We start from the raw sequence: 21870 nt of genomic DNA, 5'->3' as shown, positions 1-21870 counted from the left end.
AAAAATCTCCCATCTTTTCACTTCCCTAGACTCTTACCTTTCACTTCATCAGCGTCAGTTACAAATAATTAAAAACATTAAGAAAAAATTATTAGAAAGGATGTTTATATAATGGAAAAATTTAATAATGAACTTGAATTTGAAAAATCTTTAATACAAAAACTTAAGAACTACGGATGAAATAACGAAAAAATCCAAAACTCAAATATTAAGGATACCCTAGAAAATATTTCAACTAAAGACTTAGAAGAAAACTGAAGAAATATTTTATTCGAAATAAATAAAGCCACTCTTAAAAATGTTCCCTTAGATAATGATGAATTCGATGAATTAAAAAACATTATCTTTAAATCAAGTTATAAAATCAAAGACTTTTTTGCTTTTTTACAAGGTGAAACAGTATCAATAAAAAGAACCAATCCAGAACTTTCAGAAGAGGATAAAAAAGAATCAGTTAACCTTAAAATATTCAGTAATAAAGAAATAAGAGGTGGAGATACTATCTATCAAACTGCTAGACAAATTAATATCGAAGGTGTTAGAAAAAGAATTGATGTTTTATTATTAATAAACGGATTACCTTTATTTTGTCTTGAATTGAAGCAAATTGCATCAGGAATTCAAGATGCTAAACATCAACTTATTAATTACGGAAAAGCAGGAGTATTTAATACAGGTGTATTAAATTTTGTACAAGTTATTGTTGCAATGACTGAAAATAATATGGAGTATGCAGCAAGAGTTGATGATTTTTATGAATTCGATATTAATTCATTTAGATATTGAAAAAATCATAACAACCAAATTGTTCATCAACTAGATGAAATAATTAGTTTGTTCTTTAAAATACCAGAAGCACATAATCTTATTTCAAATGGAACAATTATTAAAGATAACAAGTTGTTTATAACTCGTAATTACCAATTTTATGCTATTCGTTCTATTTTGGACCAAATTGAAAAAATTAAGTCAACAAAAGATAATAAATGTGGATTTATTTGACATACAACCGGATCAGGAAAAACTTTAACCAGTTTTCAAACAGCAAACGTGTTATTGAAGCGAAAAATTGTTTCAACTGTTATTTTTGTAGTTGATCGGATCGATTTAAACCAACAAAGTTTCAATGAATTTTCTAATTTTTCTAAAAGTAGTGAAGATAAAATAAAAGTAGAAAATACATCTAAGATTTCACACTTAGAAAAAGAGCTTAAGAAGATTTCACAAAAAAGTAATATGTTCGCTACTATTATTATTACATCAATTCAAAAACTCTCAAAAATTACAAAAAACTATTTTTCAGATAAAGATAAAATTGCTTTAATCTTCGATGAAGCACATCGCAGTGTTTATGGAGAAATGATTGCAAAAATACAAGAAGTATTTACCAATGGAATCTTTATCGGTTTTACTGGAACACCGATTCAAGATGCAAATCAAAAAAATGATTTAACAACTGAACAGGTTTTTGGTAAACAACTACATCAATATACCATCAAAGATGGATTAGAAGATGGAAATGTATTAAGATTTTACAATCACTATATCGATTTTAAACAAAAATACTTACCTATGTTTTTCTATAACTGTGTTGTAGCTAATAAAAATAATCCAAATAAAAAATTCTCTGCTAATGAAATAGAATTATTAATTGAAAATAAAGAAATATCTGCAAAGGATGTGAAGATTTGAAATTTAATCAAACATAAAGGTAATCTGCAAAATAAAGATGATACCCTAACAATTGAAGAATGATTAAAAGATAAAGGTTACTATGATAACAAATATTTTAAAATGTTAGTTGCTCATGATATACTAAAAAATTGAAACAGTACTAGTGGTAATCGTAAATACTCTGCTATTTTAGCTACCAAAAGCATTAAGGATGCTATTGAGTATTTTAAAATTTTTCAAAAACTCAAGAAAAAATATGATAACTATGTTGAGAAATTTAAGGTAACGGCTCTTTTTGATCCCAATCTTGACTCCTCTGAACAAGTATATGGACAAAATAATAACGAAATAATTAAAAAGTTCGCTATCAAATTTATCCAGGAACCTAAAAACTATATATATGAATTTAAAGAACTTATCAATGCCGTTGCTAAAACAAAATATACAGATAAAGAATTAGAAAAGATGAATGATGAGTTAAATTCACAATACCAAGAAAACAATTGAAATGATCCTAATGATATTACATACTATATTAAAAACAAACTCAACTTTAATTCCGACAAAGAAAAAGCTTTGAATGAAATTTATCAAAAGTTTGAACAAGATTATAAAAATAACAATCTTGTTCAAACCAGCAATTTAAAAGATAATTTTAAAATAGTTGTTTCTGATATTTTCAAAAAAAGAGATCCGAATAAAAAGGTGGTTTTGGATTTATTAATTGTAGTAAACCAAATGCTTACTGGTTATGATTCGAAATACATTAATACTGTTTTCTTTGATAAAATCCAAGAAAACGAACAACTTATTCAATCTATGTCACGGACAAACCGCTTAGATAATAATGATAAACCATTTGGTTCTATATACTTCTACCGTCAACCTGAAATAATGAAAATTAATTTAGAAAATGCTCTTAAAATATATTCAGGTGTAAAAGAAGAAGATATAAGTTATGATAAAGAGGATGTTTTATTAGAAGCAGTTAAAAAAGATTATGCACATATTTTTGGTATTTTTTCACAATGAAATGAACCTACCTTTGCACAAGTTCCGTTTTTTGATTTAAAAAATCCTGATGAAACTTTAAGAACTCAATTAAGAAGTTTTATCAAACATTATGCACAAATGCGAAAAAACATTACTGCATTATCAATTTTAAGAGTCGATGTTTATGATAAGCTAAAAGGTATAATCAATAAAAATAATATCGATAAATTATCATTGAGATTTAAAGAAATTGATCGTAGTGTGCTAAAAAGCACATCGATAAACAAAAATGAACTTGAAGATTTAACATTAAACGAATCCGATATAGAATGAGCATCAAATGCTAATGTATATGAGCAAATTATAGATTGAAAGTATTTTGATAAATACTTCCTTAATCATAATTACAAAAAACAAAATGAATATGATAAATATCTAAAAAACGAAGAATCCAAATTTAACGAAACACTAGCATATCTTGATCCAGAAACAAAAGGGATAATCTTAAAAATTAAAAACATGTTTGATAGTGGACTTCTTAATACAGAGATAATTAAACTGCAAGGAACAGAAGGTCTTGCTAATTCAATTAAAAGCAAAGAAATTAGAGACAAAAAACAAGCATTCAAGGATACTTATCATATATCAAAAGATAATAAAATTGAACGCATCTTTGATGAATTATGAGATCTAGAAGAATCTAGATGAAGCGAAAATGGTAGATTGGGTAAAATCTACGAACATATCAAAAAAATAGACTCTCCAGAATTTGAAAAATATATAAAAAACAAGCAAGGAAACTTTAGGGCATACAATATACAAGCACAGTTCCGTGAAGACTTAAAAAGCAAGAAAATTGATTAAAACACCAGATAAGGTGTTTTTTGTATGTTGCTTGTTTGTTGTTTCATTATTCACCTTGATTCTATGAATAAAGTCCTATAACTGATGTATTATCTTGCAAGCATCAATAAAATATGCTTAGCACAAATTAATTGCACTAAGCATATCTTATACATTTGAAAGAACCTCAAAACCTCATCTGGTTCATTGAACATATAATATTTTTAAACCTTTAGCATTCTTTTGATAAAAGTCTTCAAAGTATTGCTTGGTAAAAAAGAAAGTTCTTCCATAATATAAATTTTTTATTGTCTTTATGTTAAAACGAATGATAAGATTTTCAATGATTTGATAGTCTATATAATCTTGTTCATCCATCTTTTCAACTTTATTGCGATGTAATTGAAAGTCAAAACCACGAATTCGCATTAGCTTATTAAACAAATAAAAATCCTTATCAGAATTAAATGAAAAAATAATATTAGTGTTTTCTCATTGATTATATTTAATAATATCCTCTAAAGATTTAGCATGTTTGATAACAAAATTACGTGACTTTGGTGTCAAAACTTTTCATATCGGAGGAACAACTCAGTATCCGTTTTCCATATGATTAATTTTTATATATTTAACTTTCATTCTTATTCCAACATATTTAAAAAGTTTGCTATCCCTTGTTCATCATGTGAATTTGTGATAAATGTTGCTTTTGATTTAACTTCATCTCGGGCTTGACCCATTGCGACTGAATATTTAGCAATCTCAAACATCGAAACATCATTATCTTCATCACCAAATACCAATGTTTTATTTAAATCGATGTTATATTTATCTGCTAATATTTGCAAACTTCTTCCCTTAGAATTATTGATGGGCATAATATCATAAACATGTACTTGCGAGTTGATAATATATACATTGTCTATCTTAGAAATTTTCATTGCTGAAATATCAGTATTTTCGGCTGTACTATCACGCTTGATAACTAAGAATTTTAAAATATCTTGCTCATCTGTGTTAAAGTTTGGATTTTGATGATTTAAATCATAATAGTCGAATGCAAATTGATTTTCTTTTCTTCGTTTAGCAATTGTCTCTTCTAATCAAGCAAATCAACTTGGTTTGCTTGCATTTTTATGAAAACCATAAATTTGATTACATGTATACACCAAAAATACTACACCTGATGCTATCAATGCTTCAAAAACTGCCTTAGCAGATGCTTTATTTATAGGATTTTTATAAACAATTTGATCATTTTGAAAATCGTAAATAAGTGAACCATTGCAGCAAATTGCAGGATAATCGCAATCTAAATTAAAAAACTCTTCTTTAGCTAAATAATGTGGTCTTCCTGTGATAACTGAGTATTTTTTACCAAGACTTCGCATTCTCTGGATGCCTTGATATGATTGTGGTGTAATATTTTTGTGTGAATCAAGTAAGGTTCCATCTAAATCAAAAAACAAATACTCAAAATCACTATTTTTTAATTTGTCCATAATATGCATTTGGTCCATGTTTGCGAAAGTGATGCTTGTTTTGTAAAGTCTGATTTGCAGGACCTTTATCGGGAACTAAAATTAAAGTGTGTAATGCCATTTTAGCAACTTCTTCCAAGGTAAGTGCTAAATTAACTGCATCTTTTGGATTTTTAATCGATCAAACAAATGGACCATGCTCTTTAACCAAGGTCGCACTAGTAGATTGAAAACTTATGTTGTTTTTAGTGAAATGTTCGATGATAACTAACCCTGTATTATGCTCATATGCACCATTTATTTCATCATCTGTTAGTTCTCGGGTGCAAGGAACGGAACCATAAAAATTATCAGCATGAGTAGTTCCAAAACACTTAATTTCCTTACCTGCTTGTGCAAAACCAACAGCATAAGGTGAATGGGTGTGAACGATACCTTTGATATTCTTATTTGCTTTATATAATAAAGTATGAGTAGGAGTATCTGATGATGGATTAAGTTTAGAATCTATTACATTATTATCCATATCAACCACTACCATATCATCGGCACTCATAGTTTCATATGAAACACCCGATGGCTTGATTACCATATATTTGCGATCTTCTGTTATTCCCGAAACATTTCCTCAGGTATGAATTGCGAGCTTATATTGATATAATAACATATTAGCTTGATAAACTTCTTGTTTAAGTTTTTGAATTTCGGCTTTATTCACCATTTGCTTCCTTTCATTGCATTTGATAAAATACTTTTGCTTGTTTTAGCAATTCAATGTTTTCTGCAGCAGTTTCATCTGGGTGGTTTTTTGATCACATTTCAATTAAAATCGGAACATTTAAATTGTTTTTAGTTAACTGCTTCAATGAATGTACAAAATCAACACTTCCTTGTCCTCATGGAACTTCTTTGAATTTATTTGGTAAGGTGTCTTTAAAATGAAAACCAACGATTTTATCTGCACCCAAAAAGATTTCATTTTCTATATCTTTGGTAAATTGATTTAAGTTTCCTAAATCAGGATATATATAAAAATTAGGTGCATCGATTTGTTTTAAGAATGCTAAACATTTTGAAATAGTTCCTGCAAATGGTGTATCCATTGTTTCAAAAGCAACTGTTACAGAATATTTTGATGCAAGTTTAGCAACCTTTTTCATCCCTTCGATAAATCATTGCTTGGTTTGTTCATCCGAATCTTCATAATAAACATCGTAGGCAGCTAATTGAATAGTTCGAATACCAAGTTTTTTAGCCAAAATTAATGCTTTTTCCATTATCAGCAAGGCATGTTCACGAATTTTTAAATCATGTGATCCGAAAGGAAATTTACGGTGTGCTGACAAACACATTGAATTAAAATAAAAATCCTTTTCAATCAAAAGTTTTCTTAATTCATTGATTTGTGCATTATTTCAATCTAATCTTTCAAGACGAAAATCTGATTCATCAACACTGAATTCAATAAAATCAAATCCTGCTGCCTTGGCAATATCGATTTTTTGACTTCAATCAAATTTATTATTGATTGCTTTTTCATAAATGCCTAAAAAACGGGTTTTAGTTTCAGTATTTTTTAAATTCATCTTTGAATTCCTTTGCTGCTTGCTGTGGATCTTCAGCATCGCGGATTGATCTTCCAGCAATGAATATGTATACTGGAATATCTTTAAAGAGTTTAATATCTTCAACTGTTACCCCCCCTGTAACAGTTACTTTAAACCCCATATTAGCAAGTTTTGCGACTGTATCAATGTCTTTTTGACCTCATTTAACTCCAGCAGCTTGAGCATCGCGGGCACGGTGTCAAACGATTTGTGTAACACCTGATGCTTGTCATGCCTCAACTTGATCCCATCTGAAGTTAGTAGTCATTTCAACTTGTATTTCTTTTTTAGTATCGAAAGTTTGTGAATATTTAACTAAATCAGCCATTGTTGCATTTTCAGCAGCACATATTGCAGTTGTAAAGTCTGCGCCTAATTCGAAGAACATTTTTGCAAATACTCTTCCTGCATCAGCAATTTTTCCATCAGCGACAATAATTTTATCTGGGAATGCTTTTTTGATTTCTGAAATAGCTTTTTTTCCTTTGGAAGCTAATAAAATAGTTCCAACTTCGATTACATCTATGTATTTTGCAGCTTTTGATGCTGACTCGATTGCTTCTTTAATTGTTAAGTTATCTAATGCGATTTGTAGTAGTGGTAATGCCATATTTTCCTTTATGCTTGTGCATCTATTTTGCTAATAATATCGATGACTTCTTGATTACTTTTTGCATTTATAATTGCTTCAATATTTGAATCTTGTTCAAAAATTCTAACAATTTGTGGTAATGCTTCTGATGTATGAACATCAGCTGATGTTGCTGCTAAAGCAACTAATAATGAAACTGGACGCTCGTCGTTTTCAAAGTAAACTGGTTGTTTTAAGGTTACTAATGAAAATGAATTTTGTAAAACTCCAGCTTCGCTTTGGGCATGAGGAATTGCAAGATGATTTGCAATAATATAATATGGTCCATATTTCAAGGTACTTTCAATTACAGCATCGTAGTATCTTGGTTCAACAAGCTTTTTATCAATTAAAGGTTTAATTGATAAATAAACTGCTTCTTTTCAGTCTTTTGCTTGTAAACCTACATTAACTGTTTGATATTTTTTAAGTATTTCTAATAAATTAATTTTTTCCATAATTATAAACCTAGTGCTTTTTTAAGAGCTTCTCTAATTTCGTTTTCATCCATTAAGTTTGTAACACCAACAATTTTTGCACGTTGGTTGTGATTAAACATTTCTGAAAGATGTTTTGATGAAATAATAATATCTACAGAATTTGTCATTCCGGTTGATTGACCCATTGATAAAGCATCAACAGTTGCGCTTACTCCAAGTTCTTTCATAATTTTTTGAACTTTAAGTTTAATTATCATGCTAGTTCCCATTCCATTACCACATGCTGCGATAATTTTAAGTGTTTCCATAAGTATCTCCTAAATAATATAATAATATGTTTTTTACCTATATCATAGATAAAAAGATGTTTTTTTGAAAAAAGATTAGCACAAGGCTAATCTTAGTAAATTAGCTGTTAACTAATTTTGGTTGTAACTTAAGTATTTTTTGTAAAAATGTTTTTTTGGTTTGTGATCCATTATCTACAATTTGTCCTAATGCCAATAATCCAATTATTGCTAATATAACTAAAATTCAGGCAAGGATGAAATTATATGAAGAAATTCACATTAATAAACCAAAGAATAAGTTTCAGTCTGCCATACCAATATAACCATTTGCAACAGGTGAAACAAAACCACTTTTATCTATACCATCAGCAAATTGTGAGTGTTGTGTAATAATTGATTGGTATGAATTATCAATTGCTCTTGTCGCAATCGAAATAATTACAATTTCCAAGAAACCAAAGATTCCAGGAAGAAGTAATGCGGCTCTTCATCCACCTGATGCATTTGCATATACACCTAATGATCCTGAATTAAAGAATAAGGTGATAAATAATGGTATTGCAATATTAAAGAATTTTTGGTTTGGAATTGCTGACAATCCACCAATAATTGCTACTGCGATAAATTGCCCAATTACCCCTGAAATAAATCCAAATGTAACAGAGTTGATTGAAAATCCATAAACTGCAGCTACATCGACAGCTACAACTGCACCAGGAATTATTTTTTCACTAATTCCATGGAATGATTGTTGTAGTTCTGTAATGAACATTCTAACCCCAGTAATAATTGCAACTAATGATGCAACTATTTTCAATGCTCCACCAAGGATATTTAATCCAAAGTTAGCACCACCAAATGAATTGTTTCATATTGCATAATTTGAGGTAAATTTAATGTGATCTGGAGCGATAACACTAAACGGATTAACAGATAACAATACAATAAATAATACTAAGAATAATAGCAAGATAATAATTGTTTGTGTGAAAATGTTATCTTCAAAGATTTTAAGGTATGAAGGAAGTTTTTTGTTTTCAGCTGAATCTTCTTTTTTACCAAAAAATCTACCTAATTTATATGTTGTAGCGATTGCAAGCATTTGTTGGTGTCCAACTGCAAAACCTGCATTTTGTGTTACAGCATTTGTTCCTTTTACAGTTGATGCAGAACCAACTGCTCAGTAAATTCCTAAGAAAATACCTGACATAATTATAATTCCTGCTTGTTCACCTGCCGATAAAGCACCTGTAAAGATACGCATATCTTGGAATAAGATAATGTATAAAATGGTTGTAACAACAGCTGATTGTTGAATCATAACATGTCCTGTTATCATTAAACTATTTGTGTTTGTTCATCTTTTTAATGCTACCATAACAATATTTACAGCAAATCCAAGGATGAATGCAAATGAGATTAATGAAACATAATTATTTCCTAAGAAAGCTTTTTCAAAGAATGTATTTGAACTTGCTAATGCAAAATACGGATCTAATGGTACGATTCCTGCACCTTGACCTATATTTTTAACTCCTTCAAATACGGGTTTAGCTAAGGAAACTAAGGTTCCTGAACCAATTTGTAATAAGATAAATCCAATAACGGTTTTTAAAAATCCGATTACTGATTCACGAAAACCTCTTCCGATGGTTAGATAACCTACAAATGTAAGCGAACCTAATAACAATGCAGGTTGCTTAAAGAAGTTATCCATATAAACTTTGTTAAACATGAAAAGGAAGGCATCACCAGCAGCTTTTGGTGTTCATGGTAACACCTTTGGATCATTTGGTTGTGCTGATTTAACCAACATTGATACTAAAATAATGAAAACATTGATTAAAGCAAATATTGATCACCCAATGATTAATCCTTTCCTTTTCTTAGAGTCAATTTTTTTAATCATATTTGTCCTTAAATAAGGTTATTTTACTTTTAATAGTTTTTTTAATTCTAAGACTCTAGGATTTACTTTAGTAACATCGTATTTTCTTGGTTCATCAAAAGCCAAGATTTCTGCTGGGTTGTTTACTAACATATCTTGAATTGCTTCTTCGCTAACTCCAACTTGTTTAAGAAGCGGAATAAATCTATCGAATAAGTATCCGAGACCAAAAGTTTCTTTACCTCTTTCGGCACCATAGTGTCTTTGATATAACACTCTACCAGCATCTAATGCAAGTGTAATGTGTTTTTGATACCCCTTGTCAACTAAATATTTGATGTTTTCTGCTAATGTTAAATCTGTGTAATATTTAACTCTATCAGGTCCATCAAAACATAAAGTTACCCCAAGTTCTGAAATAATTTTCTCATAGTAAAGTCTGTCAGGATTTTTATTTAAATGTGATAATTGAATTTTTCTCGGATTTGCTCCAAAATCAATTAAATGTTGTGCGGCTTCATATGCCATAGTTCCTAATTGTGTATGTACTAAAATTGGAGCTCCGGTCTCGATACTTGAACGAGCTGCAACCTCTAATGATTTAAGTTCAAGTCTATCAATAGCAGCATATCCTGTACCTGCTTTAATAATTCCTGCCTTTGCATTAGATCTTTTTACAACTGGTCCACTGTAGTTGTATTCATCCATACCAACTTCAATTTCTGCTTTAACCATTTCAACGATATCGTCAATTGGTGCTAAAGCTAATCATGAAGCTCCCTTATCATAAAATGCTGCTTTATGAAAACCAGTAGCCATAATAATATGAGCTTTGTTTTTTAAAGCATTTGCTATTTCTAGCATCTTATGAACATCTCTACCTACATTGGGTGGGTCCATAGTAACCATACTTTTACCACCTTTTGCAATGTATTCATCCATTTCTTTTAATGCTGCATCGACTGAGAGCATAACAAAGTCAGGATGTTCGTGTGCTTCAGGACCATAATTTTTAATTAAATGATCATGGCAATCCACAACACCTAATTCTTTAGGATCAATATCACCTAAAACTGTTCTTGCGAATTTTTTCATTTATTCTCCTTTTAATATTATGAAATGTATTTTTATCATAAAACATTTTTTCATTTATTCTTGTAAAATATATTTATTTTAGTTTAAATATATCTAAATACGGAAAAAATTGCGTATTTTTTCCATAAATTATTAAATTCTTGATAAAGCATATTTAAAAAATTTACAAAATAAAAAAATAAATTTTTATTTTGTAGTACTGTAAAAGTAATAAATTTCGTTTTCAACTGTATATAAGGGAGAAAAGTTAGATAAAATTTGTAAATTATGTTCCTAAAATATATAAGTTTTTATCTTTATTTATGAAATTGATTTCATAAATAAAGATAATTTATTCATTTTTTCTTTTTTTAATTCCTAAACTGATGACAAACTTACACAAGATAACAACTACATCAACAAACAAATACAATTTATAAGTGTAAAATAAATATTTTGATATAATCAAAACCAGAAAGGAAATAAATGGTAAAAGTAGAAAATACAAGAAATTCATCAATGCTTTTAAAAGCTGTTTTTAAAGGTGACAGTTATCCAAAAACCTTAATTGAAAAAGAATCGGTTGTAACTGAATACTTTGACAGCAATGAAGCATTAGTTTATTTTGGAACAGAAGAAAAATATGACTATAATGTAGTCTCAAAATTCGCTAAGGGATTATTCGCATCACAAGTTCGCAACTTACAAATTGATCTCGATTCATTTGTTCGTGGAAAGGTTTGTATCCCTTGTGTTGTAGATGCGTTTACAAATGCATATAAATATGTAAATGCAGATATTTACAATGCAAAAACTTCTAAAAAACCAGAAAAATTTGCAGTAAGTTTTTTATCAACAACAGAGCCACAAAGATATGAACACAAACTTTATAGCGCAAATGTTTTAGCAGATGCAGTTAATTACGCAAGAAACTTACAAATTATGCCACCTAACATTTGTAACTCTGAATATTTAGCTAAAACTATTGTTGAAGATTTAACTAAATATGACAATTTAAAAGTAACAGTATTAAACAAAGCACAAATCCAAGAACTTGGAATGGGATTACTTCTTTCTGTTAATCGTGGAAGTATGTATGAACCTAGAGTTGTTGTGATTGAATATAACGGGAATCCAGATTCAAAAGCCAAAACAGTTTATGTAGGAAAAGGAATTACCTTTGATTCAGGTGGATATTCACTAAAGCCAAGTCGTTCAATGCTTGGAATGAAATTTGATATGTCTGGTTCTGTATTTGTAGCAAGTGCATTGAAAGCAATCGCTCAATTAAAACCTAAAACCAATGTTGCTGCTGTAATGTGTATTACAGATAACCGAGTAAATGGTGATGCATCATTACCTGATTCGGTATGAACCAGTATGAATGGAAAAACTGTTGAAATCAATAATACCGATGCTGAGGGAAGATTAGTAATGGCAGATGGGTTAACATATGCAGTTAGAAATCTGAAAGCAACAAGACTTGTGGATGTTGCAACTTTAACTGGAGCAATCCTTGTTTCGCTCGGAAGTACCTATACCGGAGTTTGAGCAACAACTGATAAAGCATGAGATGATTTAAAGGATGCGGCAGAATCTCAACATGAACTAGTATGAAGAATGCCTCTTGATGAAGCATTTGCTAAGGAAATTAAAAATTCAGTTGTAGCTGACCTTAAAAACACTGACTTATCTGGTGCAGGTGGTGGAAGTTGTTCAGCAGCAATGTTTTTAAAAGAATTTACCGAAGGGATTGAATATATTCATTTAGATGTTGCTGGGACAGCAGAACAAGGTGGAAAACCAACTGGTGCAATGGTTAAAACATTAGTTCAACTAGCGCTTAATGCAACTGAGTAATTAAAAAACCATCAATTATGATGGTTTTATTTTGCTCTATATAAAAAGTATAAAAAAATGGCGATCACGAGAGGATTCGAACCTCTGACCACAAGCTTAGAAGGCTCGTGCTCTGTCCATCTGAGCTACGCGACCACTAGTATTTATTTTATCATAATTTGATTGTAATTTAAATTATTTGATTATATTTTATAATTTTTTGTTCATGTTTTTTCAGCTATTTTCATAATTATTATTTTTCTTCTCTTTTCAATAATTCTTATTATATTGAATATCATTTTTAATACAAAATAATTATGTGTATAAACATAATTATAATTGAAAATTAATATATCAAAGCATACTTCTAATATTTATGATAACTTATTGTTGATACACAATATAATTAGCGTCAATTATGAATGAATATAAAATATCTTGATGAAAATGAAAATGTAAGTATTAACCAAAATATCTCAAACGATAATAAAATTGAGTTTTATGAATATCTAAAAGATTTATATCTAAATACCACTAATAAACCATAATCATCTATAATAAAAATAGCATAATTTCTGCTATTTTACATGCACAATAATTTGTCAAATAATTATTCCTACAATTACGATTAAAAGCAAAATTGAAATAATTGAAATTACATATATTCAAGTATTTCTACGATATTTTTTTATTGCTTCTTTAGGTAATGTATTTTCTTTAATAATTGAATTTACTAATGTAGTATATTGAAGATCTATTTTATCTTTGGTGTCTGTATTTATATTTGTTTGTTTTTTACTCATTTTTTTCTAATTCTACCATCACAGATACTGCAAATGCTTCTGGACCAGTATGTGCTGCAATAGGTAATGGAGTTGTTATTTGTGTGCTTGCCTTAATAAATTGATCAGATGTAATTGCTTGATTAACTTCATCATTAACACCTGAAATTAAATCTACATAATATTTAGCATTTTTATCTATGTTTTTTAAACTATCTATAAACTCATTAACTAAATCAAATGCCTTAGCAGTAGCATTTTTAAAGTTTCATTTTGTTGCCACTGATTTAACTTTACCTTCTTCGTTATAGCTTAATACAGGGTATACTTTTAATTTAGATAAAAGAAATTTTTTAATACCAGACAACCTACCACCATTAATTAAATATTCTAAACGATAAGGAACAATAAATGTTCTTGATGTTTCATTAATATTATTTAATGTTTCAAAAAGTTGGTTAATGCTCGCACCGTTTTCATACATTTTTTTAAGATGTGCAACTGTTCGAACAATTTGATTGCCAAACAAGTGATTTTCCATTATATGCACATTTGACAGTTCCATTGAAATACTACGAGCTTGCATAAAAGTGTTAGATAAATGCTGTGAGATACCTAAATAAATCACATCATCATAGTTTTTTGCTGCATCTTGAATGATTCGAGTCATCTTGTCTATTTTTGGTAATGAAGTTTTAATTTTAGATGTAACCGATATCTTTTTTAGTATTTCTAGATTTGATACATATCCATCCTCAAAACTTTCTCCATCGATTTCTACTTGTAAAGGTAAAAATTTATAACCTAGTTCATCTGCTTGTGCAACTGATAAACCAGAAAAAGAATCTACTATTATTCCCAATCTTTTCATATGATAATTATATTTAAAAAATATAAAGATATAAAAACAAATTTAAAAATTTTGAGCAAATGAAATATGAATAAATTTATGATAAAAATATATAATATCAAAGATGAAATTTAGTGAGCAGAAAATCAAAAATTGACATTCTTTTTATTATAACGAAGGAATTGAAATAATTTCACTTCCTGATTTTTTCAATCATATAAGGCTTGCTAATTCTAATCCTGAATATAAAGTAAAAGCAACTAATTTAGGTATCGAATTTAACTGTGATAATCCTTTTTCAATGCATTGTTTTAACATATATACACTAATAGCAATTACCAAGAGTTTGTTGATAAATATTAAAAAGCGCAATAAAACTCTTTTGTTAGGACACTCTGAAGGTATTGATGCAAAAATATATGAGTTATTTAAGCGATCTTTTTCACATAAAAGCATAAAGCTACTCGAATATAATACTAATGTTATAAATGAATTTATTATTATAAACACAACATTAGGTATTGATGTTGATTATTATATTTATTTATATAAAAATCCATTTAATAATAATTACTACATTAAAATTTATCATGTTTTATTTTTAATTTCTGTAAACGAACAAAAGCAACTGTTAAATAATGTTTTTGAATTTGATAAACAAATTATATTGCATAATTTTTATAATTTGTTTATCTTAAAAATAGATAAATTTTTATCTTTTTACAAATTAAAACTTGAAAATCAAAAACATCTTTTCCTTGAAAATCAAATTGATCGCAATAATTTAAATATTAAAATTGCTATAAACAATCCTGCTGATAACAATATCTTACAGAGTTTGCTAAATTCGCTAGGTTTTAATGTAAAAGAAGCTTCAAATCTAAGAATCCAAGAACGAAGTAAAAATTTATTTTGAATTTTTTTTAAATGAAACCTTTTTTCCTATCAAAAATCTAAAACTGATTTTCTAATTACTTCTGATAAAAAAAATCGTTATAATTTTTTTTTCAATATTAATGACAGATATATAAAAATAAATAACGAAGAATTAATTTATTTTTATATTAACTATTTCTTTTTACAGTGAAAGAATGAAAATAAACTTCAGCAAAATAAGGTTATAATAACACATAGTGTTAGTAAAAATATCATTAATTTATTAAATAACTTTAATATTCCTTATGAATTTGCTGAAAAATCTGATACTAAAAATGTTTTATTTGCTAATATTTTAGAACATTTTGGTGCAAATAATAATCAAGCATTAGAATTTAGTAATTTACAGTTCATTATCAATATTTGTCAGATGTTGCTTTCTTATAAAAATAACAATAATTTACTTGATTATAAATACTTGAAGATGCGTAATTATTTTAAAAATACTATATATATAGTTAAAAAAATCAAAATACCTTTTTTTAAATCAACTAATCTTGCTACATTTTTTCAAGTAAATCAATCCATATCAAGAAATTATCGAATATCTAAAATGGAACAACTAAATGCATATAACACCTATAGTTATGAATTTTTAAACCTTGAAATCCAAAATAAAAAGCAGCAAGTTTTCAATATCTGCATATATTATGATTTTAATCGAGAAAGTTTGATATTTAAGCAAGAACATAATTTTGAATACACACAAATTGAATATTATTTAAATAAATTTAAAGGTTCGCATCTAAACAACATAATCATTAAATATGTAAAGAAATATCTTAACAAACAAAATTAAAGTAAAATATAATAAAGGAGAAATATGATTTCTAAAGTAAAGGGAACAAAGGATTATGATATTGTAGAATATCAAATTAAAGACTTAGTAAACTTGGTATTTTCAGATATATGTGCAAATTATGGTTTTAAAATGATTGAAACACCAGTACTTGAAACATCTGAATTATTTAAACGTTCTGTTAATGAATCAGAAATTGCTAAAAAAGAAATGTATGAATTTTTAGATAAATCGAATCGTTCATTATGTTTGCGTCCTGAAGGAACTGCATCTTTTGTGCGTGCTTTTATTGAAAATAAGTGATATACATTAGTAAACGAAAAATTCGCATACAATATGCCAATGTTTCGCTACGAACAACCACAAAAAGGACGCTATCGACAGTTTTATCAAGCAGGGATTGAATTTGTTGGTCCTAAATCATATTTAAAAGACTTCTTAGTTGTGCAAGTTGCTATTGATATTTTAGAAGCATTAGATATAAAATATGTGCTTAAAATTAACTCAATTGGAGATAAACAAACTAGAGCAAATTATGAAAATGCCTTAACTGAATTTTTAACAAAATACCAATCTCAATTAAGCGAGATTTCGCAGCAGCGTCTTAAAGATAAAAAAGTTCTTAGAATTTTAGATGACAAAGTCGATTCTAAACTACCTTTTATGCATAAAGCTCCAAATATTCAAGATTATCTAAGTAAAGAATCGAAGTTATATTTTGAAGAAATTAAAGGTATGCTAGATTTTTATGAGATTGAATATCATATTGCACCTGGACTTGTAAGAGGACTAGATTACTATGATGAATTTGTTTTTGAAATAACAGTAAAATCCGATAAAGCAGGTTCTCAGGACACATTAATCGGTGGTGGTCGTTATTCAAATTTAGTCGCTGAATTAGGTGGTCCAGATGTATCAAGTGTTGGTTTCGGATTTGGAATAGATCGTTGCATTGAATTAATTCGAGAAAATATTATTAAAAATACAGAACCGTTACAACAAATGCAAAATCAAAAAGTCGATATTTATTTTGCTGCATCAGTAAGCAACGTAAATCTAGAAAAACTTTTTCATTTAGCTCACTACGATTTAAATGGATTAACTAATTTTTATCATATGGATTTTCATCTAATGAAATCCAAAAAAATATATGAAAAAGCAAAAAAATTAAATGCAGTTTTTTTAATTACAGATGACAAATTACTACCTCATAACTCTTTTTATATCAAAAATCTTATAACAGGTGATAAAATGCAATTTTATTTAAATAGTGATGGTGTTATTGATTTACTTAAATTTATCAATGATGCAGATGTTTTTGAACCCGAAGTAGTGAGTGATTTTATTGCTCAATATGAAAGTGAAGTATAGTATGAATAAGACAATTAAAAATAATGAGTTAAATATCCACAATATAGGACAGCAAGTAACTTTATATGGTTGAGTTGCAAATAAACGTCGTTTTGGTGAATTAAATTTTGTTGATTTACGTGATAAATACGGTATTACTCAACTGGTTTTCAATCAAGCAATTAACTTTGCAAAAGAAAGTGTTTTAGAAATTACAGGACAAGTTGTTAAACGTAAAGATCCAAATCTTCAAATACCAACAGGGCAAATAGAAGTAGTGGTTTCAGAATATAAAGTTTTATCAACTGCAAAAGAATTACCATTTCAAATCCGAGATGATATCGATGTCAAAGAAGAAATTCGCCTCAAACATAGGTTTTTAGATTTACGGAGACCAATAATGCAAAAAACAATCGCTTTAAGAAATAAAGTGATTTTTGCGATGCGAGAATATTTGCAAAATAACGAATTTTTAGAAATTGAAACACCTATTCTATCTAAAGCAACCCCTGAAGGGGCACGCGATTTTTTAGTTCCCACACGTGATTTAAATTCTTTTTATGCACTGCCACAATCACCACAGCTATTTAAACAACTGTTAATGATTTCGGGTTTTGAAAGATATTTTCAAATTGCTAGATGTTTTCGTGATGAAGATTCGAGAAAAGATCGACAACCAGAATTTACCCAGTTGGATATAGAAACATCTTTTTTGGATGTTGAAATTTTTCAAAGCAAGGTTGAAGAAATGTTTCAATATTTAATGAAGAAAGTTATGAATGTTGATATTAAAATACCATTCGATCGTGTCAGTTATGATGATTGCATCAGAAATTATGGTAGTGATAAGCCGGATTTTCGATATGAGCAAAAAATAGTTGATATTAATAGTTTTTGTAATAATTCTAATTTTGATATCATAAAAAATGCTCCTGCAAAAAGACTCTTGAAAATAAATGAAATACTAAACAAAAAACAACTTAAAACATTAGAAGAGATCGCAAAGAAAAATAAGGCAAATGCTTTATTTTACTTGGTGGTAGAGCAAAAAATAGTTACAGCAAGTAATTTTGCTTCAAAAGCAGGCGATTCAGTTGAACAACTCTTAAAAGAGTTTAATTATGCTGATGGAACATATTTAATTGTTGCTAATACCTTTGAAAATGCTTCACAAGCACTTGGTGCGTTGCGGGTAGAACTAAACACCTGATTTAATTGAGCTAGAGATGAATTTAATTTTAAATGAATTACTAAATTTCCAATGTTTGAATATGATGTAGAAAACAACAAATGAGCAGCTGCACACCATCCTTTCACACAATTTGATCACGATTTATCGCAAATCGATGTAATGGATAAATCTGATATAAAAGCTAAAAGTTATGATTTAGTATTAAATGGTTATGAATTAGGTTCGGGTTCTGCACGTATTTATGATAAAGATGTGCAAGAAAAAATGTTTGATTTAATCGGTTTGGATAAGCAGGCACAAGAAAGTAAATTTGGTTTCTTTTTAAAGGCTTTAGATTACGGAGTTCCACCACATTGTGGAATCGGACTCGGTATCGATCGAATCGTTATGATTTTAGCTAATTTAAACACAATACGCGATACAATTGCATTCCCTAAGAATTCTAAGAATCAAGATGTTTTCACTAATGCGCCTTCATCAGTTGAAACTCAACAACTAGATGAATTGTTTTTGCAAGTAAAATCAAAATAGTAAATTAATAAATTAAAAATGATTTGTTTTTACTTCTTTTTTTGGTAAAATTAAAGAACTTGTTTTAAAATAAACTTAATATATAATAAAAAGGAAATTTATGCGTAAAGAAGTTAGACTTAAAAACAAAATGATCGCAGAAAAAAGAGCTAAAAAACTTTCTAAAGAATATGCAAGAGATTTAAGAAGACAAGAAAGATTAGCACAAGCACAATAATTTAACCCAAACGGGTTTTTTTACACTTTTTTACTTGCTTATCAAGGATTTATAGCAATTTATGAAAACAATATAAATTATTTTTTCTTGTTATTTTTATAGTTTTTTATAAACTTAATAAATTTAATTTATAATTTATAAAATACAAAATAAAAGCAAAGGAGGATAATGGAACATAAGGCACTTTATCGAAAATATCGACCTAAAACTTTTGCTGATGTTATAGGTCAAGAACATATTATTGAGACATTAAAAAACATACTTAAAACTCACAAAATACATCATGCTTACTTATTTAGTGGCCCAAAAGGAACTGGTAAAACGTCAGTTGCTAAAATATTTGCTAATGTACTAAATTGTATGCATACACACGATTTGACTCAGGCTTGCGAAAGTTGTTTATCAAACTATAATGATAATTTTGACATTATTGAAATGGATGCTGCTTCAAACAATGGAGTTGAAGAAATTCGTGATTTAAAAGAAAAAGTTGAACAGGTTCCTATCAATGGGGACTTTAAGGTATACATTATCGATGAAGTGCATATGCTAACTAAAAGTGCCTTTAATGCTTTGCTTAAGACACTTGAAGAACCTCCAAAACATGTGATATTCATCCTTGCAACTACTGATCCACAAAAAATTCCTTTAACAATTTTATCTAGGGTTCAAAGATTTAATTTTAAGCGAATTAACGAACAACAAATCGTCAAGCAACTTAAAAGTATTTTGATAAAAGAAGATATTAAATTCGAAGAAAATGCTCTTAAAGCACTTGCTTCTCTTGCTTCTGGGGGGATGCGTGATGCACTTTCACTTGCTGAACAAGCTAGTTCATTTAATGATAATAAAATCTTATTAGAAGATGTGGTAAACAATTTTGGTTTGATGTCTTTGCAAAAAATTATTGATTTAATTATTTATTTAAAAAACAACGATATAATTAATATTTTAAAATTGATTCAGCAAATGCAAGAAGATGGAATTGATCCAAAACATTTTCTAATATCAATTTTAGAAGTTTTAAAGGAATGAATTATTTTTTCTAAAACTTACGATATGCAAATATTGCATCATATTAATCAAGATGATTTTTATAAACTTCCTTTAAATAATGATTTAGCAGTTAAAATATCAAAGAATATTTATGATATTTTAACTAAAATAACAAAAAGCGAAGAACCTTTTAAACTAATTGAAACAGGATTTATTAATATAGTTGATTTGGATAATTCACCTAAAATTAAAGCAAATCACACTCAAAATCAAGGAAAGAAAATACCTGAAAAAAATGATGAAATAAATTTTATTAATCAACCATATAAAGAACAGGTAACTGAGTCCCCTATTTTAGAAGAAAATAAACTAAATGAATTATTCACAGGTGATGATTTCTTAAAATCCAAGTTTAATAATCTTGAAGTTGAACCTAAGACAAATGCAGATATCAACTACACTGATGTAGATGAAACAATGCAGCATACAAAAGAATTATTACTAAAGACTAATGAATTTATTCTTTCATCTAACGAACATAACGGAAACAAAGAAGATTTAGAAAGTAATATACTTACTGATATTGATACATCAGAACAATTATTTAACAATACAATTGAGATTAATATCCCACATAATCATCAACCGATCAAATATCAGTGAGAAGGTGAAGACGAAATGGAAAGTATGCTGAATTTAGTTTTATGAATCCAACAAGATCGTAACAATCGCAGCACAAAAGATGTTTATAACAAACTAAAACAAGATGCTGAATTTACTAATAATCGAGTAGATTTAAATCGTTTTTTTGAATGATTTAGAGTAATTGATATTTTAGTAGCAACAAAAAATGCAATTATTTTTCAGTGTAATGATGATAAAATGATTGAATTATTAAATAAAAATAAATATAAAGTAGATTTTCAGAAGTTTATAGATTATGTTTATGGTGATGGATATAAATGATTATATTTTGTAAATTCTAATGATCGTGAAAATATTAAAAAACTTGTCACTGAATATCGTAGAGGTAATTATAAACTCAAAAATCCTATACATCAACCTGAAAAACTTATTAATGTTATTCCGAACGATCGCGAAGATCAAATTGAAGCTTCGAAATATATCTATAAAAAAACTTGAAAATCATAGAAAGGCAAATTATGAATGCAGATTTTATTAAAAGAGTAAAACAATTACAAAAAGAAATGCAAATTAAACAAGATGCATTTTCAAAACAAGAATTTGAGGTAGAAAAACAAGGGATTAAAATTGTGGCTACTGGTGATATTCAAATAAAAAGTATTGATATTGATCCAGTTTTAATAGATCCAGATGACAAGGAACTACTTGAAGATTTATTAATCGTTACAATTAATGCTTTAGTTGACAAAATCAATGAAGAACAAGATAAAATAGCACCAAAAGAAATGCCTGGTGGGCTTCCTTTTTAATTA

19 protein-coding genes and 1 tRNA gene are annotated in these 21870 nt (G+C 28.2%); 8 read left to right on the top strand and 12 right to left on the bottom strand.

What is annotated here, in order from left to right:
* The first annotated feature begins 111 nt into the window (after positions 1 to 111).
* Positions 112 to 3531, top strand: coding sequence for a DEAD/DEAH box helicase family protein (locus ACXYRN_RS02845; protein WP_458607594.1), 3420 nt, complete (start codon positions 112 to 114; stop codon positions 3529 to 3531).
* Positions 3532 to 3678: 147 nt separating this feature from the next.
* On the opposite strand, the gene ACXYRN_RS02840 is transcribed toward ACXYRN_RS02845, so the two are convergent.
* The 9 genes from ACXYRN_RS02840 to ACXYRN_RS02800 form a co-directional block, all read right to left on the bottom strand.
* The gene (locus tag ACXYRN_RS02840) at positions 3679 to 4149 is read right to left on the bottom strand and encodes an MPN499 family protein (protein WP_458607593.1); all 471 of its coding nucleotides are present in this window, start codon (positions 4147 to 4149) and stop codon (positions 3679 to 3681) included.
* A 2-nt stretch (positions 4150 to 4151) separates the two neighbouring features.
* Positions 4152 to 5012, bottom strand: coding sequence for an HAD family hydrolase (locus ACXYRN_RS02835; protein ID WP_458607592.1), 861 nt, complete (start codon positions 5010 to 5012; stop codon positions 4152 to 4154).
* On the bottom strand, positions 4993 to 5712 hold the full coding sequence (locus tag ACXYRN_RS02830) for an L-ribulose-5-phosphate 4-epimerase (protein ID WP_458607591.1): 720 nt from the start codon (positions 5710 to 5712) through the stop codon (positions 4993 to 4995). The genes ACXYRN_RS02835 and ACXYRN_RS02830 overlap by 20 nt, the downstream gene beginning before the upstream one ends.
* Positions 5702 to 6577, bottom strand: a complete 876-nt coding sequence (locus ACXYRN_RS02825) for an L-ribulose-5-phosphate 3-epimerase (protein WP_458607590.1) — start codon at positions 6575 to 6577, stop codon at positions 5702 to 5704. The genes ACXYRN_RS02830 and ACXYRN_RS02825 overlap by 11 nt, the downstream gene beginning before the upstream one ends.
* Entirely contained in the window at positions 6552 to 7208 is a 657-nt protein-coding gene (locus ACXYRN_RS02820; RefSeq protein ID WP_458607589.1) for a 3-keto-L-gulonate-6-phosphate decarboxylase UlaD, read from the bottom strand. The genes ACXYRN_RS02825 and ACXYRN_RS02820 overlap by 26 nt, the downstream gene beginning before the upstream one ends.
* Positions 7209 to 7216: 8 nt before the next feature.
* Positions 7217 to 7687, bottom strand: coding sequence for a PTS sugar transporter subunit IIA (locus ACXYRN_RS02815; protein WP_435130308.1), 471 nt, complete (start codon positions 7685 to 7687; stop codon positions 7217 to 7219).
* A 2-nt stretch (positions 7688 to 7689) separates the two neighbouring features.
* A complete protein-coding gene (locus ACXYRN_RS02810; protein ID WP_458597270.1) occupies positions 7690 to 7977 on the bottom strand; it encodes a PTS sugar transporter subunit IIB in 288 nt (95 codons plus the stop codon).
* Positions 7978 to 8077: 100 nt separating this feature from the next.
* Entirely contained in the window at positions 8078 to 9868 is a 1791-nt protein-coding gene (locus ACXYRN_RS02805; protein WP_458597269.1) for a PTS ascorbate transporter subunit IIC, read from the bottom strand.
* A gap of 18 nt (positions 9869 to 9886) precedes the next feature.
* Entirely contained in the window at positions 9887 to 10942 is a 1056-nt protein-coding gene (locus tag ACXYRN_RS02800) for a phospho-furanose lactonase (RefSeq protein WP_458607588.1), read from the bottom strand.
* 465 nt (positions 10943 to 11407) lie between these two features.
* Between ACXYRN_RS02800 and ACXYRN_RS02795 the strand changes: the two genes are divergently transcribed.
* Complete coding sequence (locus ACXYRN_RS02795) at positions 11408 to 12781, top strand: M17 family metallopeptidase (protein ID WP_458607587.1); 1374 nt, start codon at positions 11408 to 11410, stop codon at positions 12779 to 12781.
* 58 nt (positions 12782 to 12839) lie between these two features.
* Here ACXYRN_RS02795 and ACXYRN_RS02790 read toward each other — a convergent pair.
* Positions 12840 to 12916: transfer RNA gene (locus ACXYRN_RS02790), tRNA-Arg, on the bottom strand.
* Between the two features lie 266 nt (positions 12917 to 13182).
* Here ACXYRN_RS02790 and ACXYRN_RS02785 point away from each other — a divergent pair.
* Positions 13183 to 13308 carry a hypothetical protein gene (locus tag ACXYRN_RS02785; protein WP_458607586.1) on the top strand — a complete coding sequence of 42 codons (126 nt, stop codon included), beginning with the start codon at positions 13183 to 13185 and terminating at the stop codon, positions 13306 to 13308.
* 30 nt (positions 13309 to 13338) lie between these two features.
* Here the strand turns inward: ACXYRN_RS02785 and ACXYRN_RS02780 are convergent, their stop codons facing one another.
* Together ACXYRN_RS02780 and ACXYRN_RS02775 are read right to left on the bottom strand one after the other, a co-directional pair.
* On the bottom strand, positions 13339 to 13563 hold the full coding sequence (locus ACXYRN_RS02780; protein ID WP_435130285.1) for a hypothetical protein: 225 nt from the start codon (positions 13561 to 13563) through the stop codon (positions 13339 to 13341).
* Positions 13556 to 14413: a DegV family protein gene (locus ACXYRN_RS02775; protein ID WP_458597265.1), complete on the bottom strand. Its 858-nt coding sequence runs from the start codon at positions 14411 to 14413 to the stop codon at positions 13556 to 13558. The genes ACXYRN_RS02780 and ACXYRN_RS02775 overlap by 8 nt, the downstream gene beginning before the upstream one ends.
* Positions 14414 to 14516: 103 nt before the next feature.
* On the opposite strand from ACXYRN_RS02775, the gene ACXYRN_RS02770 reads away from it, so the two are divergent.
* The 5 genes from ACXYRN_RS02770 (at position 14517) to ACXYRN_RS02750 (ending at position 21867) form a co-directional block, all read left to right on the top strand.
* A complete protein-coding gene (locus ACXYRN_RS02770) occupies positions 14517 to 16127 on the top strand; it encodes an MAG5620 family putative phospho-sugar mutase (RefSeq protein ID WP_458607585.1) in 1611 nt (536 codons plus the stop codon).
* A 24-nt stretch (positions 16128 to 16151) separates the two neighbouring features.
* On the top strand, positions 16152 to 17498 hold the full coding sequence (gene hisS, locus ACXYRN_RS02765) for a histidine--tRNA ligase (protein WP_458607584.1): 1347 nt from the start codon (positions 16152 to 16154) through the stop codon (positions 17496 to 17498).
* A gap of 1 nt (position 17499) precedes the next feature.
* Positions 17500 to 19200 (top strand): aspartate--tRNA ligase, encoded by a 1701-nt coding sequence (aspS, locus tag ACXYRN_RS02760; protein WP_458607583.1) that lies wholly within the window; start codon positions 17500 to 17502, stop codon positions 19198 to 19200.
* Between the two features lie 385 nt (positions 19201 to 19585).
* Positions 19586 to 21565, top strand: a complete 1980-nt coding sequence (dnaX, locus tag ACXYRN_RS02755; protein WP_458607582.1) for a DNA polymerase III subunit gamma/tau — start codon at positions 19586 to 19588, stop codon at positions 21563 to 21565.
* 11 nt (positions 21566 to 21576) lie between these two features.
* Positions 21577 to 21867, top strand: a complete 291-nt coding sequence (locus ACXYRN_RS02750; RefSeq protein ID WP_435130268.1) for a YbaB/EbfC family nucleoid-associated protein — start codon at positions 21577 to 21579, stop codon at positions 21865 to 21867.
* Positions 21868 to 21870: the final 3 nt, after the last annotated feature.

The organism is Mycoplasma sp. 4423, assembly GCF_054353855.1.
This window is presented reverse-complemented; position numbering and strand designations above follow the sequence as displayed.